We start from the raw sequence: 16,399 nt of genomic DNA, 5'->3' as shown, positions 1-16,399 counted from the left end.
GACGCTAAGTGCGCACATCTGCACAGGGACTGCGCTGGGGTGAACGCCGAATGAATGCACGGCAACCGGGGGCGACCGGGTCACCGAGGAGGGGAGGGGCGGCCGCTAACCTTACGTGTCCGCCCTGGCCAGGGATGAACGTCCCGAAACGCCCAGTACGGACATTCACACGCACCCCACTCATGCGAAAGGGTTCGCCCATGGGTATTCGGAGCATGCTGCGCAAGGTGTTCGGCCGAGACCGCGAGGAATCCCCGGCGACCTCCTCCGTCGTCCCGCCCCAGACGCGTGAGACCACGTCGACGGGGACGGCCGCGGAGCCCGCCGCGGCGACGGTGCCGGAACCGGCGAGGTCGACGGAGTCGTCCGGGACCGGCGACGCGTCGGACGCGGTGGCGCGCCGGGCGGCGGACGACCTGGTGGCGGCGTCGTTCGACAACCCGCAGATCCCGCGGGCACGGGCGAAGACCGCGTCGGCGGCGCCGGAGCCGGTGGCCGCGGCGACCGGGACGGACACGCCGGAGTCCACCGGGGCGGACGCGACCGCTGCCGCCGGGGAGACGGCGCGCACCGAGGCCGACAAGCCCGCGGAGGCGCCCGTCGACACGGCCGAGGCTGCCGCCGGGGAGGAGTCCGCGGAGGCGCCGGTCGACACGACCGAGGTGCCCGCCGCCGACGCGCCCGCGGAGGCGCCGGTCGACACCACCGAGGTGCCCGCCGCCGACGCGCCCGCGGAGGCGCCGGTCGACACCACCGAGGTACCCGCCCGTGACGAGGCCGCGGCCGACGCGCCCGTCGAGGCCGCGGCCGCCGAGAGCGGGAGCGACGCGGTCGAGGCCGTGGCGACCACCGGAGCCGACACCGCCGCAGCCGACGCACGCGGTGAGGCCGCTGGGGACGACACGGCCGCTGACGCGGAGGCGACTCCCGTCGCCGAGACGGAGCCCGAGGCCGCGGCGACCCCCGTCGCCGAGACGGAGCCCGAGGCCGCCGTCGTCGCCGAGGAGACGGAGCAGGCCGGGGCCGCCGCGGTGCCGGAGGCCGGGGAGGAGCCGAAGGGGACGCCGGTCGAGGCCGTCGCCGCCGACTCCGCCCCGGTCGCGGAGCCCGAGGTCGAGGCCGTCGAGAAGCCGCAGGCCGAGGCCGTCGCAGGCGTGGCCGAGCCGGAGTCGGCCGCTGAGGAGCCGCAGGCCGAGGCGGCCGACGCGGTCGCCCCGGCCGACGCCGTCGAGAGCGAGCCCGCCGCGGAGCCGGCCGGGGAGCCCGAGGCCGAGCAGGCGGCCCCGGTCGAGGCCGTCGTCACCGACGCCGCCCCGGCCGAGGAGCCCGAGGGCGAGCAGCCGCAGGCCGAGACCGTAGAGGTCGTCGAGGCCGTCGAGGTCGTCGAGGTCCCCGAAGTCCAGGCCAAGCAGCCCGAGCCCGCCGTCGAGCCCGTCGAGGTCCAGGCCGTCGAGGTCGTCGAGGTCGTCGAGGTTCAGGCCGAGCAGCCCGAGCCCGTCGCCGCCGCACTCTCCGCCGAGCCGCAGGCCGAGACCGTCGAGGTCGTCGAGCCCGTCGAGGTCCAGGCCGTCGAGCCCGAATCCGTCACCGCCGCGCCCGTCGCCGCGCCGCAGCCCGTCACCGCCGCGCCCGTCGCCGCGCCGCAGCCCGCCCTGGCGGAGTCCGTCGTCACGCCGCAGGCCCCCGTTCCCGCGCACCTCGCGGACGCCCACGCCGCCGCCGCCGTGCAGCTCGGGGCGCAGGGGCTCGCCGGGGCGCGGGCCGCCGTGTACCTGGTGGTGGACCGTTCCGGTTCGATGCGCGGGTACTTCAAGGACGGGTCCGTGCAGCGGCTCGCCGAGCAGGTGACCGCGCTCGCGGCGCACCTCGACGAGGACGCCACCGTCACGACCGTGTTCTTCTCCACGGACATCGACGGGACGGTCGACCTGACCCCCGCCGACCTCACGCCCACCCGCATCGACGAGGTGAACGCCACCCTCGGCCGGCTGGGCCGGACCAACTACCACCGCGCCGTGGAGGAGGTCCTCGCCCACCACGAGAAGGCCGATCCGTCCCGTACCGCCCTGGTCGTCTTCCAGACCGACGGCGCGCCCGAGTCGAAGACGGCCGCCGCCCAGGCCCTGGCCGAGGCGGCGGAGCGTCCGCTGCACTGGCGGTTCGTGGTCTGGGGCGAGGAGGGCAACAAGGCCTTCGACTTCGTCCGGAAGCTCGACGGCACGCCCCGTACCGGCACGTACTTCGCGGGCACGGCCCCGTCCGGCACCGCGCACGCGGCCTTCTACGGCGGTCTGCTCGCGGGCCTGGAACTCTGAGGGACCCCGAGCCGTCGGCTCGAACGGCGCGGGCCGGGTCCGGGATCTTCCCGGACCCGGCCCGCGGCCGTACGCGCGGTCCGCCGGCGGCCGGATACGCTCGGGACGGCCCTCCCCGGCAGAATCCTTTTCTCGCTGTGCGGCATTCGGGTGATATTCAGCGCCCGCTGAGTTTCCCCGCCCCTAAGATCCATTCTCGTGACAGAACGTCAAAGCCCTTTACGCGCAACGGACATGACCCGCTCCGCCGACGTGGTCATCCTCGGCGCGGGCCCCGCCGGACTGGTCCTCGGAAACCTCCTCCTCCGCAGCGGCGTCGACTGCGTCGTACTGGAACGGGCGAGCCGCGAGCACGTACAGCAGAGGGCACGGGCCGGCTTCCTCGTCCCCCACACGACGCGGGTGCTGGCCCGGCACGGTCTCGACGAGGGACTGCGGAAGCGCGGGCAGGAGCACGGCGTCTGCGAGTTCCGCACCGAGGCCGGCCGCTTCCGCCTCGACTACGCGCACCTCGGCCCGCGCGAACCGCACACCGTCTATCCCCAGCACGACCTCGTCACCGACCTCGTCCGGCTCTTCCTGGGGGCCGGCGGACGGATCCGCTTCGACACCGAGGCGCTCGACGTGACCGGCCTCGACGGGCCTCGCCCCTCGGTGGCCGTACGGGAGCCGGACGGCGGCACCGTGCACTGGCGGGCGCGGTACGTCGCCGCCTGCGACGGCCGGTACGGCGCGGGCCGCCGCTCCCTGCCGCCGGGCGCGGTCCGGCGCCACCACCGCGACCACGGGGTCTCCTGGCTCGGCCTGCTGGCCGAGGCGCCCCCGAGCCTCGACGCCGTCGGCTACGCCACGCACGCCCGGGGCTTCGCCGGCCACATGGCGCGCTCGCCCGAGGTCACCCGCTACTACCTCCAGTGCCCGCGCGGCACCGTCCCGGACGACTGGTCCGAGGAGCGGGTGTGGGACGAGCTCGACCTGCGCATGCGGGCCGGGGAGTTCGGGCCGCTGACCCGGGGGAGCATCCTCCAGCGGACGGTGGTCGACTTCGAGTCGGACGTCCTCGAACCACTGCGCCACGGGCCGCTGTTCCTGGTCGGTGACGCCGCGAGCCTGATCAGCCCCTCCGCCGCGAAGGGGGCCAACCTCGCCGTACTGGAGGCCGAACTCCTCGCCGAGGCCCTCGCCGACGACCTGCTGCGCGGGGACCCGGACGGGCTCGACGGATACTCGGAGCGGTGCCTCGCGCACATCTGGCGCGCGCAGGAGTTCTCGCACTGGATGATCCGGCTGCTCCACCGGGCCCCCGGACCCGACGGCGCCGTCTCGCCCTTCCAGGAGGGGCTGCGGCACGCCCGGATGGCGGCGCTGCGGAGCTCCCCCGCCCAGCAGGACTGGTTCGCCGAGAACTACGTCGGCGTCTGACCCCCGGGGCAGGGACAGGCCCAGGCCCCCCGCTCCACCCCGGAGACCGGCGCGCGCTCCCGCCCGTACGAGCCACCGGCCCCGCCCCGCGCTGCCCGCACGCGCCCGCGCCCGGGGCCCGCCCCGCCCTGCCCCCTCCACCGCACGCCCCCACTCGGCCCCGCCCTATCCCCCACCGCACGCCCCCCACTCGACCCCGCCCTGACCGGAACCGCTCCGCGACGACCGAGCCCGACCCGCCCCGGGGCCGCGGCTCCCCCTCCCCTGCCCTCCACCCGCCCGACTTCATCCGATTCTTCCGTTTCTCCCTCGAAGGAAGCCCCACGATGACGAGCACCACCCCGGCCCAGGTCGCCGGCGTCCCGACACCCGCCGCCTCCGCGGACGTCGAGCGGCTGCGGGCCGCCGCCGCGTTCGTACGGGAGCAGGAGACGTCCGACCTGCTGGCCCGCGTCCTGCCCGGACTCGACGGCCCCGAGCTGCGGGCGACGACCGAGCGCTGCCGGTTCGCGCACGCCGCGCTGCTCGTCTCCCCGCCCGACGAGCGGGTCCTCCGGGCGGAGCTCGCCGCCGCCGGCCTGTCCCCGGACGGCGAGGCGCGGCCGAGCGTCGTGGTGCGGGAGCGGCTGGCCGCACGGCACGCGCTGGACGCCGGGGAGCTGGACGTCCGGATCGTCCGCCCGGCGGTGCACGGGCCGGGCGGCGAGCGGCGCGCGGTCGAGGTGTTCGTGCTGACGGATCCGGCGGGCACGGTGGCGGCGATCGCCGCCGAGGAGCGGACCGCCGACCGGGAGGCGCACCTGGCCTTCGACGTAGAGCGGCCGGACCCGCTGGTGCTGCGCGGGCTGCGGGCGGGCTTCCTGCGGCACGGCGCGACGCCGGACGGCGGCGGCTACAACCCGCACGAGGACGGCACCGTCTTCTACTTCGCCGCGCCCGAGGAGACGAAGACGCCCTACCGGCGGGTGGAGCTGTACGCGCGGGGCGACCACCGGGACGTGCTGGCCGAGCACCTCGTGGAGCGCCGGGACGGCCACCCGGCGGAAACGCTCCTCCGCCTGCTGACCGGCGCCTGGACGACGCAGGCCCTCGCGGCCTGCGCGGAGCTGCGGCTGCCGGAGGCGATGAGCCCGTCCACCGCGCGGAGGCCCGAGGAGCTGGCGCCGGTGGTGGGGGCGCGAGCGGAGAACCTGGCGACGCTGCTGCGCTACCTCGCGATGTCGGGCGTGGTGGCGGAGGACCCCGGCGCGCGGGGCGCGTTCCGGCTGACGGAGGCCGGGCTGCTGCTGCGCGAGGACGCCGAGGGCTCGGTACGGGCGCTGGCCCTGATGTACGGGGGTCCGTTCTACGAGTCCTTCGGACGGCTGGCGCACACCGTGCGGACGGGGGAGCCGGGATTCGAGGACCGGTACGGCGAGAACCACTTCGACCACTTCGCACGCGACCCCGAGCTGGCCGCCCGCTTCGACCGGTCCATGACGGCGAGCGCCCCGATGTTCGACCCGCTGCCGCGGCACCCGGTCCTCACGGCGGCGGCCGCCGCCCCCGGCGGGCGTACCGTCGTGGACGTCGCCGGCGGCACCGGGGAGCTCCTCGGGCGGCTGCTGACCGCGCACCCCGCCCTGCGCGGCGTCCTCCTCGAACGCGCCCACGTCGTCGAGGCGGCCCGGGACCGGCTCGGCGCGCTGGCGGACCGGTGCGCCTTCCGGACGGGCGACTTCGCGGACGTGCCGTCGGACGGGGACGTGTACCTGCTCTCCCGGGTCCTGCACGACTGGGACGACGAGCGGAGCCGGACGATCCTGCGGCACTGCGCGGCCGCGATGCCGCCGGAGGCCGATCTGCTGATCGTGGAGCGGCTGCTGCCGGTGGACGCCTCGCCGTCCCTGGCGACCGCGTGGGACCTCCACATGATGTGCAACACGGGGGGCCGGGAACGCACGGCCGCCGCGTACGCCGGGCTGCTCGCCGACGCCGGCCTCATCCTCGTCGGCCACAGCCCGCTCCCCCTGGAGGCGCACGTCCTGCACGCCCGGCGGCGGTAGCGCGTCAGGAGGCGGCTGCGGTGGCGGTGACCGGCAGCGTCACCGTCACCACCAGCCCGCCGCCCTCCCCCGCGCCCCGGGCGACCGCCCGGACCCCGCCGCCGTGGGCCACCGCGATCGACCGGACGATGGACAGTCCGAGCCCCGCGCCCGGGCCCATCCGGTCCCGCCCCTCGCCGCGCCGGAACGGCTCGAACAGCCCGGGCACCTCGTCGGGCGGGACGACCGGCCCCGTGTTGGTCACGGTCAGCACCCCGCCCTCGGCCCGTACGTCCACCGTCCCGTCCGGCAGGTTGTAGGCGACGGCGTTCGCGACGAGGTTCCGCACGAGCTGCCCGAGCAGCACCCGGCTGCCCCGGACGAGCCCGCCGTCGCCCACCACGTACGCGTCCGCCCACTCCTCCCCGGCGAGCTCCCCGAGCGGCACGTCCTCCCGTTCGGCGAGTCCCCGCTCGCTGCGGGCGAGCAGCAGCAGGCCGTCGATGAGGCGCTCGCTGCGGCGGTTGGCGTCGAGGAGCACCTGCCGGACGTCGCAGTCGTCGTCGAGGCCGACCTGGATCGCGGCCCGCTGGGTGGCGAGCGGGGTGCGGAGCTCGTGGGAGGCGTTGGCGATGAACCGGCGCTGGCTGTCGAAGGCGGCCTCCAGCCGGCCGAGGAGCGCGTCGATCGTGTCGCCGAGTTCCTTGAGCTCGTCGTCGGGCCCCCGGACGGCGATCCGGTCGTGCAGGTTGCGTTCCGAGAGGCGCCCGGCGCGGGCGGTCATCTCGTGCACGGGACGCAGCACGCGCCCGGCGGTCCACCAGCCCACGACGACGGCGCAGCAGGCGGTGACGAGGAGGGCGAGGCTCGACCACATGAGCATCTGCTCGCCTGCGGCCCGGCCGATGTCCTCGCCCAGCTCGTCCGCCGTCACGAAGGCGGCGGCGTCGCCGGCGCCGCCGGCGCGCGCCACGATCGCGTCGGTCTCGTCGTCCGTGCCGGCGAGCACGAGCAGGTTCACCACGAGCAGCAGCACGGTCCCCAGGACGAGGAAGGCGCCCCCGTACACGAGCGCGATCCGCGTCCGGATGGTGGAGCCGGCCCCCAGGTACCCGGCCGCGCCGCCGCCCGGCGTCACAGCTGGTACCCCACGCCCTGCACGGTCCTGATCAGGGCCGGGGCGCCCAGTTTGGCGCGCAGTTTGCTCATGCAGACGCGGACGGCGCCGGTGAAGGGGTCGGCGTGGGCGTCCCAGGCGCGGTCGAGGAGCTCCTCGGCGGAGACGGTCGCCCCGTCGGCCTCCAGGAGGATCTGGAGGACGGAGAACTCCTTCGGGGAGAGGTCGAGGTCGCGGCCGTCGCGGTGGGCGGTGCGCCGGACGGTGTCCACGCGGAGCCCGTGGCGCTCCAGGAGCGGGGGCAGCGGCGGGCGGGCGGCGCGGCGCCGCAGGGCGCGGACCCGGGAGACCAGCTCGGGGAACTCGAAGGGCTTGCCGAGGTAGTCGTCGGCGCCCAGGTCGAGGCCGGTGACGCGGTCCTCGGTGGCGGTGGCGGCGGTCAGCATGAGGATGCGGGTCGGGGAGCCGTCGGCGACGAGCCGCCGGGCGACCTCGTCGCCGTGGACTCGCGGCAGGTCGCGGTCGAGGACGAGGACGTCGTAGGGATGGAGTCCCAGGTGGTCGAGGGCGGCGTCGCCGCTGTGGACGGTGTCGACGGCGAAGCCCGCGCGCCGCAGGCCGGTGGCGAGGAGCTCGGCGAGGGGGCGTTCGTCCTCGGCTACCAGTACGCGCATGCCTGCCATCCTCCCCGGGCCCGGCCGGACGTCCGCCCCCGGGATATGGATGTGAGTGGATCTTCGTACGACCGTTAGGATTTCGACCATGGCGGCCACTGGATCCGAGAAGCAGGGGGCGAAGGCGTTTTACGTCACGACCCCCATTTACTACGTCAACGACGCTCCTCACCTGGGCCACGCCTACACGACCGTCGCAGGCGACGTGCTCACGCGCTGGCACCGTCAGCGCGGCGAGAAGGTGTGGTACCTCACCGGCACGGACGAGCACGGTCAGAAGATCATGCGCACGGCCGAGGCGAACGACGTCACGCCCCAGGCCTGGTGCGACAAGCTCGTCGAGGAGGCGTGGAAGCCCCTCTGGGAGCACCTGAACATCGCGAACGACGACTTCATCCGCACCACGCAGAAGCGTCACACCGACCGCGTCCAGGAGTTCGTGCAGGACCTGTACGACAAGGACGAGATCTACAAGGGCGGCTACGAGGGCCCGTACTGCGTGGGCTGCGAGGAGTACAAGCTCCCCGGCGACCTCATCGAGGCCGAGGACGGCACGAAGCTGTGCGCCGTCCACAAGAAGCCGGTGGAGATCCTCAAGGAGGAGAACTACTTCTTCAAGCTGAGCGCGTACGGCCCGAAGCTCCTGGAGTTCTACGAGGCGAACCCGGGCTTCATCCAGCCGGAGTCGGCCCGCAACGAGGTCGTGAACTTCGTCAAGCAGGGCCTGGAGGACCTCTCCATCTCGCGCTCGACGTTCGACTGGGGCGTCCCGGTGCCGTGGGACGAGAAGCACGTCATCTACGTGTGGATCGACGCGCTGCTGAACTACGCGACGGCCGTCGGCTACAACGAGAACCCGGAGAAGTTCGACGAGACCTTCCCGGCGAACGTCCACCTCATCGGCAAGGACATCCTGCGCTTCCACGCGGTGATCTGGCCGGCGATGCTGATGGCGCAGGGCCTGCCGGTCCCCGGCCGGGTCGCGGCCAACGGCTGGCTGATGGTCGGCGGCGAGAAGATGTCGAAGTCGAACCTGACCGGCATCAAGCCGCAGGACCTGACCTCGCACTTCGGTGTGGACGCGTACCGCTGGTACTTCCTGCGGGCGATCGCGTTCGGCCAGGACGGCTCCTTCTCGTGGGAGGACTTCTCCGCCCGCTACACGTCCGAGCTGGCCAACGACTACGGCAACCTGGCGTCCCGCGTCGCGGCCATGGTCGGCAAGTACTTCGACGGCGCGCTGCCGGCCTCGACGGCCGACGGCGACGCGGAGAAGGCGATCCACGAGGGCCTGGCCAAGGCCGTCGCGACCGCCGACGCCAAGATCGGCGAGGAGCTCGACTTCCAGGGCGGCATCCTGGCGATCTTCGACTTCGTGAAGCAGGTCAACGGCTACATCACGGAGCAGGAGCCGTGGAAGGTCGCGAAGGACGAGTCGGAGGCGGGCCGCGCCCGCCTGGCGACCATCCTCTACACGGCCGCGGAGTCCCTCCGCGCGGTCGCCGTCCTGCTGAACCCGATCATGCCGGAGACCTCGCAGGCGCTGTGGGACTCGCTGGGCGCCGAGGCGTCCCTGGGCGCCCTGGCCGCGCAGCCGGTGCAGTCCGCCGGCACGTGGGGGCAGCTGCCCGCGGGCGCGACGGTGACGAAGGGCGCGGTGCTGTTCCCGCGCCTGGAGGAGAAGAAGGACTGACGTCCGCAGGTCGTACGAGGAAGGCCGCCACGCCCCGGGTGCTCCGGGGGTGGCGGCCTCTTTCGTCTGTCAGGCGAGGACGAGGGCGGCGACGGCGGGCGCCATGTAGACCAGCGGAAAGGCGGCGTGGCCGTAGGCGCGGGCGCGGAGCACGGTGATCACGGCCCCGGCGAAGTAGAGGACGAGCCCGATCGCGGCGAGGGCCCCGACGACCGGCACGAAGAACCCGGCGACGAGCCCGAGGGCCCCGGCGACCTTGGCGGCCCCGAGCAGGTTCCACCAGGACCGGGGCGGTGACGACGACAGCGGTGGTGGACATCTCGGTGAACATCGCGGGCTCCTCGTCCGGTGAACGTCCGCCTCGACCGAGCCGGACACAGCACTGACGGAACGGGGAGGGGATGTGTGACGGCCCGCGCGAAGAAACTCAGCGAACCCAGTCCTTGAGCGGTTCGGTGTCCAGCTCCATCCCCACCGGCTCCGGCAGGGTGACCGTCTTGCCGAAGGGCACGGTCGCCACCATCTCGTACCGCTCGCCGTCGGGCTGGGAGTGGACTTTGACCTCGCAGGTGGTCCGGTCGATGAGCAGGTAGACGGGGATACCGGCCTCGGCGTAGGCACGCGGCTTCTCGACACGGTCGCGGTGACCGGTGTCGGAGTCGCCGGAGGTCACTTCGACGACCATCAGGACACCGTCGGCACTCGCCCATTCGCCCTGCCCGACGAAGGCGTCCAGAGGAACGAGGCAGCCGTCGGGCCGGGCGTTGCCCTTGCGGTACTTCTCGACCCTCAGCCCTTGATCGGGGTAGAGCCACCGGTCCGGGTCGGCCTGCATGCACAGTCGCGTCAGCCAGGCGATGATCCGCCCGTGGTCGCCATCCGGCACGGCCTTCTCCCCGATCTTCCCGTCGATGAACTCCAGACGCAGAGATTCGTCCACGCGCTCGCCAACACGAGCGAGCTCTTCGAAGCCCTCCTGCGTCAGGACGCTCACGGCAGACTCCTCCCAGATCGGTGGTGCCTTCCACGGTACGTGCTCCCCAGTCCGGGGAGCCGGGTTTGTCGCAGTCGCCATGCCGACACCGTGGCATATGCCAAGAGCCTGAGACCGAGAGATCCGGGCTCCTCACTCATGTGGGTTACGGAGACGGGGTGGCGGGATCAACCGGCCGTCGCGTACGCGACGAAGCCGGCCCAGGTGCCGGGGAGAAACGCGAGCTGCGGGCCGCCGAGGTTCTTGGAGTCGCGGACGTGGACGGTGGCGGGGGTGGTGGCCACCTCGACGCAGGAGTCACCCTCATTGCCATCGCTGTAGCTGCTCTTGAACCAAGCCAGTTCGGAGGCGTCCCCGGCTGCGACCTTGTGGATCATGTCTCTCCCAGCAGTTGCTCAATGAAGGCCAGCGACTCCCGGGGCGGGAGAGCCTGAGCCCGGATCGTGCCATAGCGCAGCTCAAGGATGCGTACCTGCCTCGGATCCGTGACAGGCCGACCGTTGAACGCACCGTCGGAGCGGCCCGTCGCAGTACCGTCCGCGAACTTCAGCAGCTCGATCTTGCCGTCCAGCCCGGGATGGACCTCTACGTGCGTCGGCATCACCTGAAGCGTGACGTTACGCAACCTGCCTACCTCCAGCAGACGTTCGAGTTGTCCCCGCCACGCCATTGTGCCTCCGAGCGGGCGCCGCAGCAGCGCCTCTTCCAGCACGAAGCCAAGCGAAGGCGCCGGGTCCCGCTCGAAGACAGACTGCCGAGCCACCCGAGCCGCCACCAACCGCTCCACCTCAGCCTGTGAGTAGGGAGGTTGCCGCGACTCGAATGCGGCACGAGCATGGTCGGGCGTCTGCAGTAACCCACTGATGCTGTTGCAGACGTACACACCGATCTCAGCGGCTCTCGCCTCGACATGACCCAGATCGCGCACCTTCTTCGGGTACCGAACCTTGGCGATGTCCTCCTTCATGGCCGAGAGCAGGCCACCGGCGCCCAACACCTCGTCCGCCTTGTCCAGGAGCTCCGGGCGGGGGATCCGCTTGCCATTCTCGATCTTGTAGATGAGGTCCTCGCCGTATCCGGTGGCCGTGCCCAGCTCGGCGGCCCGCATCCCGACCGACTCCCTCCGCAGCCGCAGCTGCCGCCCCACGGTGGCAACCACGGCCACACCCCAGTCGTCGTCCGGGTCGACCTCCCACCCCGGCTCGTCCGCCTCGGTCTTGAGCCGCTGTGCCGCACCATCCACCGACATACCGCACCCTTCCCTCGCCCCTTCATGGCGCGACGCCCCTACCCGTGAAGAGGGTCCGGACAGCCCGGACAGCAGTGGACAAGCGCCGGACAGTCACCGTACGCATCGGCGTCGTGACTGTTCAGGCTATGCGGGGGCAGCCACGCTCGGTGATGTGAATCAGCAGAACATCACCCAAGTACACGCGCCTACCCGGCACTTCAGCGTGCCCCTGTCCCCCACGCCCCGAGGGGCCCGGCTCGCGCGGCTGCTTGCCGTCGAGTGGATGCGGGATCAGGAGGTGCCGTACGGCGTGACGGATCCGGCGACACAGGTGATCGCCGAACTGGCCGCGAACGCGGCGACGCACGGCCGGGTCACCGGCCGGAGCTTCCGGCTCGCGCTCCTGTCACGACCGGGGGTGCTCCGGGTGGAGGTGACGGACACCCGGGGCGAGAAGCCGCCCCGGGCTCGACCGGTCGGCGTGGAGGGCGAGTCGGGGCGAGGGCTGCTTCTGGTGGAGGCGCTGGCCGACCGGTGGGGCGTCGAACGCGGCCCCGTACCCCGGAAGACGGTCTGGGCGGAACTCGACCTGCCGCCCCGCTGACCCCGCTGACCCCGCCGACCGCGCTGACCTGCGCGAAGGGCTTGGTCACCGTACCCCGCGATCGCGGTCTCCGGTCGGCTGGACGGTCTCCCAAGAAACGACCACCGGGGGAAAGAAACCGAACCACACCCCACCCCTCCTCCCGCTGGAGCGGGCCTCACTCGCGAGGGTGAATATGCCCAAGTCGGCTGGCTTTGCGGTGGGTTGCTTGATCTACGCTCTGCCCAACAGACCAGGACGCAGACATGCGTCGGCCCTCGCCCGGGACGGCAATCCCGATGCGAGGGCCTCACCAGCAAGGAAGAAGAGGCTTCCCGATGGATGAAGAAAACCGTAGCGCGATGACACCCACCCTGTCCGGTGACGGGGCCAATAACCGACTCTCGCGGGGGATTTCCCGTGGGGTGGTGCACGAGAACGCCCGCCACACCACGCAGTTCACGGTAGTCGGCAACCACCTGGCGCAGCACCTCGCGCTGTCGCTCGTCGCGATCGGACTGGCGACGCACATCCAGTCACTGCCGGCCGGATCGCCGGTGGACATCAGGAGCCTCGCAGCCCGATTCCCCGAGGGAACAACCCGCATCGCCGGGGCGCTCAGGGAGCTGGAGGCCCACGGCTATCTGCGGCGCACGAAGGAACGGACGGCGAGCGGGCGGGTGGTGACGCGCACGGTCTCGTGCAACCGACCGGGCCGAACGGGCGGCGGCCCGCGCCGCACGAGCGGTGCCGCGCCGCGCCCGGCGAAGGGCGACGGCCCGCCGCAGAGGCCCGAGGCGGACCCTCCGCCACGGCGGCGCGAGCAGGGCGCACCGCGTCGGCGGGCGGCATTGCCGGCCGTTCCCCAGCCCGCCTACCCGACGCCCGACCTGCTCAGGACGGCGATCGGCGTCCTCTCCGGCCTGCGCCGCACGGATCCCCGCCTGCTGGTCTCCGCGACCGACGCCGAGCACCTCGCGCCGGGCGTCGTGACCTGGCTGGAACGGGAGTACCCACCCGAAGCCGTCCACCGGGCACTGACCGCCGCGCTCCCCCAGGACCCCCTCCGGCGCCCCGCGGCGCTCCTGGCCCACCGCCTGACGGCCCAACTACCGCCGCTGCCACCGTTCCGCCCACCCGAGCAGCCCGCCGTCCGGCACCCCCTCCAGAACTGCGACACCTGCGACCGCGCCTACCGAGCCCCGGAACCGGGCAACTGCGGCGGCTGCGGCAGATGACCACCCGCCGACCGAACCCCGAGGAACCCCGTGGTCAACCCTCTGCATGAAGCGATGCACCACATCTTCCGGCACGACCTCCACCTCTTCAGCCGTCTGAAGGACGTGCTGGATCTCCCCCTGCCGGTCGTCGTCGATGCGGTCGTCCTGCCGAACGACCTCACCGAGACCCGACCGGTCGAACGCCGCGTCGACACCCTGCTGCGGCTCGACAGCGCCAAGGACGGCTCCCTCCTCCTCGCCATCGAGGCCCAGGGCAAGAAGGACCCGTCCAAGCCCGCGAGCTGGGCGTACTACGTCTCGTACCTGTGGACGAAGTACGCGCTGCCGACCGCGCTGCTGGTCGTCTGCCAGGACCGCGCCACGGCGGAGTGGGCCGCCCGGCCCGCCGCCAGCGGACCGGCGTACATGCCGACTCTCAGCATCCGGCCGATCGTCGTGGGACCGCACAACATGCCCGTCATCACGGATCCGGTCAGGGCGGGCGAGGATCTCGCGCTGGCCACCCTGTCGGCCATTACGCACGCGGGCGATCCGGACATCGGTGCCATACTGAAGGCATTGTCCACCGCTCTGCGGGACGTTCCCGAGAGCGTCGCCGACCCGATCATCGAATTCACCGCACAGGGGCTGAGCAAGCGCCCGGCCCAGGACCTCTGGAGGACGCTGGTGACCGTGGACCTCTCCTTCTACAAGTCGTACCTCTCGGAGGAGATCCGGGACGAGGGGCGGACCGAGGGCCGGGCTGCGGGCCGCGCCGAGGGTCGTGCCCAGGCCAGCGCCGACGCCATACTGCTGGTCCTGGAGCAGCGCGGCATCGCGGTGACCGACGACGTCCGCGGCCGCGTCACCGGCTGCGACGACCCCGACACGCTGCGCGCCTGGCTGATGCGCGCGGTCACGGCGGACTCGGCCGAGGAGATCTTCGCGAACGAGTAGCCCGGCGACCACCCACGCCGCGGCGACATGACGATCCGCGCTCCTCCGGCGCGCTCCGGAAACGAGCGGGCGGGCGTACGACGAGCGGCCCGTGACCGAAGAGCCGGGCCCTCGCGCAGGCGTGTTCCGTGGAGCCGGCGGGAAACTGACGAAGCACCTGAAGGTTCGCCGCACGAAGAGATCAGGGGATACATGCCGCCTAAGCTCGCCAGCACCCTCGAAGCACTGGGAGCCGAGAGCAGCCCGGAGATGTTCGACGAATTCGTTCGGGCCATCGGGGGGTCCTTGAGCGACCTCGTCAGGATTCGCCACGACGCGGAGGGACGGGCCGACCTGTCGGAGGCAACCGTCCCGCAGCTCCGTACCGCCGTCGGGGCTCGTCTCCAGGGGGCCGGCGAGATCGTGCTGGCCGCCTGGCCTGCCGACCGAGTAGCCGCCAGAATCCGCGTCGCGCTCCTGCTTCAGTCGATCGACGACCTCTGGTATCCCGCGATGGACGACCTCGTCGTCCTCACTGACGAGCCCTTGCCCACCGTCGTGGTCCTGGATCACGAAGAGCAGCTCACCTGTACGCGGATTCGGGTCTGACACGGACCTCGGAAGCAACATGCAGACCCACCAAGGATCAAGGGCGCTCGTGGGGCTCTGGAAGGGCCCGGAATCCGTCCGGGATTCGGGCGCAACACGCGCGGAGAGGAGCTACGGCCCGTGATCACACTGACGTTCAGCGTGCGCCCCGAGCAGGGGGAGGCCGACGAGTTCGACCTCGGTGACGTCCTGTGCGAGGGAGAGCGCGGAGCGGTGGGGTCGGCGGGGCATGTTCCCGATCAGGGAATGATGATCTACCTGTCCGTGGCGGTGCTCCTCGACTCGGTCCGGCCGCTCGTCTCCGGGGAGATGACGACGGCCTCGTTCGTGGGCACCGGTTCCTCGTTCCGGCTCGACTTCCGGCGTGACGGCGACGGGGTGGTGACGGTGTCGGCGAACGGGACCCCCGTGGGGAGCTGCCGGCCCGGCGAGTTGGCCGAGGCGGTCCTGCGGTCGGCCGTGGAACTGGAACGGAGCCTCCTCTCACGGCTCCCGGCCGAGAGCGGCGCGGCCCGTGACCTCGCCTCCTCGCTGGAGCGATTCCGGACCGCGTCGGCGTGAGCGTCCGCGGAGACGCGAGCGCCTGAACCCGTCAGGGCGCCGGCTGGGCACGTCCGTCGAGTTGCGCGGTCCGTTCCACACGGAGGAGGCTGCACCGATGTCCGCCATCCCCGTTCCGGTGAATGCCGAGGTCCTTGAGGACCTCTACGGAGCGAACCCGCCCTTGGACACCTTTCGGCTGCGCTCGCTGAACGTGGACTGGCGGGGGCCGACGGTCACGCTCCGCGTGGACCTCTCCTCGTTCCCGGCCTCGGTTCCACCGGAATGGGAGGAGCACGGGGTGGACACGGTCCAGTGCCACCTGCAGTTCCTCGCAGTGGAGGAGCTGTCGCTGACGGAGTGGAACCCGCCCGTGCACCGGGCCGCCCTCGCGGTGGACCTCCAGGACGAGCGGCGGAGAATGCGGGTGCGGGTGACAGGGTCCGGGGTGGACCTCGGGTTCACCAGCAGCGATTCCGTCCTGGTGGGGCACGTGAGCGCGTTCCGGGCCTCGGGGGACGGCGGCGACGACGGCGATCGTCATGTGTTCTCGCGACGGATCGACGCCCTGCGCTTCCAGACCATCCCTGCCACGGAGGAGAAGACCTTCCATGGACGACTCTGACTGGACGGCACTCGTCGACTCCGCCGAGACGATCACCGACCTCTACGCGACGCCGCCGAGCCTCGACGGTGGTGCGTGCGAGGTGTTCTACGTACAGATCGACGAGCGGGGGTCGTCGGTGACGCTGGGCTTCGACACGAACGTCCTGCCCTCGCGTCCACCGGCCGCGTGGGCCGAGAAGGCGTACAACACCGTCGAGTTCCACCTGAAGTTCACGGGAGTGGAGGGCCTCCGGATAGCGGGCTGGGATGCCGGCGCCCGCCACGCGACGGTCGGACTCCGCCGTGCCGCAGGTGCCACCGGCCTCGTGGTCACCCTGGAGGGACCGGGGTCGTTGCTCGGTTTCACGGCGTCCACGTCCGGCGTGTCCCGGGTCCGCCCCTATCTCGCCGCGACGGCACCGTGAGGAGAGAGCA

16 protein-coding genes and 1 pseudogene are annotated in these 16,399 nt (G+C 72.4%); 11 read left to right on the top strand and 6 right to left on the bottom strand.

The features are described 5' to 3' along the window. The first annotated feature begins 200 nt into the window (after positions 1 to 200). The 3 genes from ACF09E_RS23135 to ACF09E_RS23125 all read left to right on the top strand — a co-directional run bounded on the left by ACF09E_RS23135 (position 201) and on the right by ACF09E_RS23125 (position 5,782). Entirely contained in the window at positions 201 to 2,315 is a 2,115-nt protein-coding gene (locus tag ACF09E_RS23135; protein ID WP_392206810.1) for a VWA domain-containing protein, read from the top strand. A 234-nt stretch (positions 2,316 to 2,549) separates the two neighbouring features. Then, entirely contained in the window at positions 2,550 to 3,737 is a 1,188-nt protein-coding gene (locus ACF09E_RS23130; RefSeq protein ID WP_392206809.1) for a 4-hydroxybenzoate 3-monooxygenase, read from the top strand. Positions 3,738 to 4,063: 326 nt separating this feature from the next. Continuing rightward, positions 4,064 to 5,782 (top strand): methyltransferase, encoded by a 1,719-nt coding sequence (locus ACF09E_RS23125; protein ID WP_392206808.1) that lies wholly within the window; start codon positions 4,064 to 4,066, stop codon positions 5,780 to 5,782. A gap of 4 nt (positions 5,783 to 5,786) precedes the next feature. On the opposite strand, the gene ACF09E_RS23120 is transcribed toward ACF09E_RS23125, so the two are convergent. Continuing rightward, a complete protein-coding gene (locus ACF09E_RS23120; protein WP_392206807.1) occupies positions 5,787 to 6,899 on the bottom strand; it encodes an ATP-binding protein in 1,113 nt (370 codons plus the stop codon). Beyond that, complete coding sequence (locus tag ACF09E_RS23115; protein WP_392206806.1) at positions 6,896 to 7,552, bottom strand: response regulator transcription factor; 657 nt, start codon at positions 7,550 to 7,552, stop codon at positions 6,896 to 6,898. The genes ACF09E_RS23120 and ACF09E_RS23115 overlap by 4 nt, the downstream gene beginning before the upstream one ends. A gap of 88 nt (positions 7,553 to 7,640) precedes the next feature. Between ACF09E_RS23115 and metG the strand changes: the two genes are divergently transcribed. Continuing rightward, positions 7,641 to 9,245 (top strand): methionine--tRNA ligase, encoded by a 1,605-nt coding sequence (metG, locus tag ACF09E_RS23110; RefSeq protein ID WP_392206805.1) that lies wholly within the window; start codon positions 7,641 to 7,643, stop codon positions 9,243 to 9,245. Positions 9,246 to 9,314: 69 nt separating this feature from the next. Here the strand turns inward: metG and ACF09E_RS23105 are convergent. The 4 genes and pseudogenes from ACF09E_RS23105 to ACF09E_RS23090 all read right to left on the bottom strand — a co-directional run. Beyond that, positions 9,315 to 9,536, bottom strand: a pseudogene (locus tag ACF09E_RS23105) (DoxX family protein); the annotation flags it as partial. Between the two features lie 136 nt (positions 9,537 to 9,672). Beyond that, on the bottom strand, positions 9,673 to 10,239 hold the full coding sequence (locus ACF09E_RS23100; protein ID WP_361850649.1) for a Uma2 family endonuclease: 567 nt from the start codon (positions 10,237 to 10,239) through the stop codon (positions 9,673 to 9,675). 167 nt (positions 10,240 to 10,406) lie between these two features. Then, positions 10,407 to 10,616, bottom strand: a complete 210-nt coding sequence (locus ACF09E_RS23095; protein WP_388801887.1) for a DUF397 domain-containing protein — start codon at positions 10,614 to 10,616, stop codon at positions 10,407 to 10,409. Continuing rightward, a complete protein-coding gene (locus tag ACF09E_RS23090; RefSeq protein ID WP_392206804.1) occupies positions 10,613 to 11,488 on the bottom strand; it encodes a helix-turn-helix domain-containing protein in 876 nt (291 codons plus the stop codon). Before ACF09E_RS23090 ends, ACF09E_RS23095 begins: the two co-directional genes overlap by 4 nt. 154 nt (positions 11,489 to 11,642) lie before the next feature. On the opposite strand from ACF09E_RS23090, the gene ACF09E_RS23085 reads away from it, so the two are divergent. The 7 genes from ACF09E_RS23085 to ACF09E_RS23055 all read left to right on the top strand — a co-directional run bounded on the left by ACF09E_RS23085 (position 11,643) and on the right by ACF09E_RS23055 (position 16,389). Further along, positions 11,643 to 12,074 (top strand): ATP-binding protein, encoded by a 432-nt coding sequence (locus ACF09E_RS23085; protein ID WP_392206803.1) that lies wholly within the window; start codon positions 11,643 to 11,645, stop codon positions 12,072 to 12,074. A gap of 341 nt (positions 12,075 to 12,415) precedes the next feature. Continuing rightward, positions 12,416 to 13,291, top strand: a complete 876-nt coding sequence (locus ACF09E_RS23080) for a helix-turn-helix domain-containing protein (protein ID WP_392206802.1) — start codon at positions 12,416 to 12,418, stop codon at positions 13,289 to 13,291. Positions 13,292 to 13,345: 54 nt separating this feature from the next. Next, positions 13,346 to 14,230, top strand: coding sequence for a hypothetical protein (locus tag ACF09E_RS23075; RefSeq protein ID WP_392206801.1), 885 nt, complete (start codon positions 13,346 to 13,348; stop codon positions 14,228 to 14,230). A 192-nt stretch (positions 14,231 to 14,422) separates the two neighbouring features. Next, positions 14,423 to 14,818 (top strand): hypothetical protein, encoded by a 396-nt coding sequence (locus ACF09E_RS23070; protein WP_361850666.1) that lies wholly within the window; start codon positions 14,423 to 14,425, stop codon positions 14,816 to 14,818. A gap of 120 nt (positions 14,819 to 14,938) precedes the next feature. Further along, positions 14,939 to 15,379, top strand: coding sequence for a hypothetical protein (locus tag ACF09E_RS23065; RefSeq protein ID WP_392206800.1), 441 nt, complete (start codon positions 14,939 to 14,941; stop codon positions 15,377 to 15,379). 97 nt (positions 15,380 to 15,476) lie between these two features. Then, complete coding sequence (locus ACF09E_RS23060; RefSeq protein WP_392206799.1) at positions 15,477 to 15,983, top strand: Imm50 family immunity protein; 507 nt, start codon at positions 15,477 to 15,479, stop codon at positions 15,981 to 15,983. After that, on the top strand, positions 15,970 to 16,389 hold the full coding sequence (locus tag ACF09E_RS23055; RefSeq protein ID WP_392206798.1) for an Imm50 family immunity protein: 420 nt from the start codon (positions 15,970 to 15,972) through the stop codon (positions 16,387 to 16,389). The genes ACF09E_RS23060 and ACF09E_RS23055 overlap by 14 nt, the downstream gene beginning before the upstream one ends. Positions 16,390 to 16,399: the final 10 nt, after the last annotated feature.

It is taken from the genome of Streptomyces sp. NPDC014891 (assembly GCF_043081085.1).
Classification (GTDB): Bacteria; Actinomycetota; Actinomycetes; order Streptomycetales; family Streptomycetaceae; genus Streptomyces.
The sequence above is the reverse complement of the archived record's forward strand: the minus strand, read 5'-3'. Positions and strand labels throughout refer to the sequence as shown.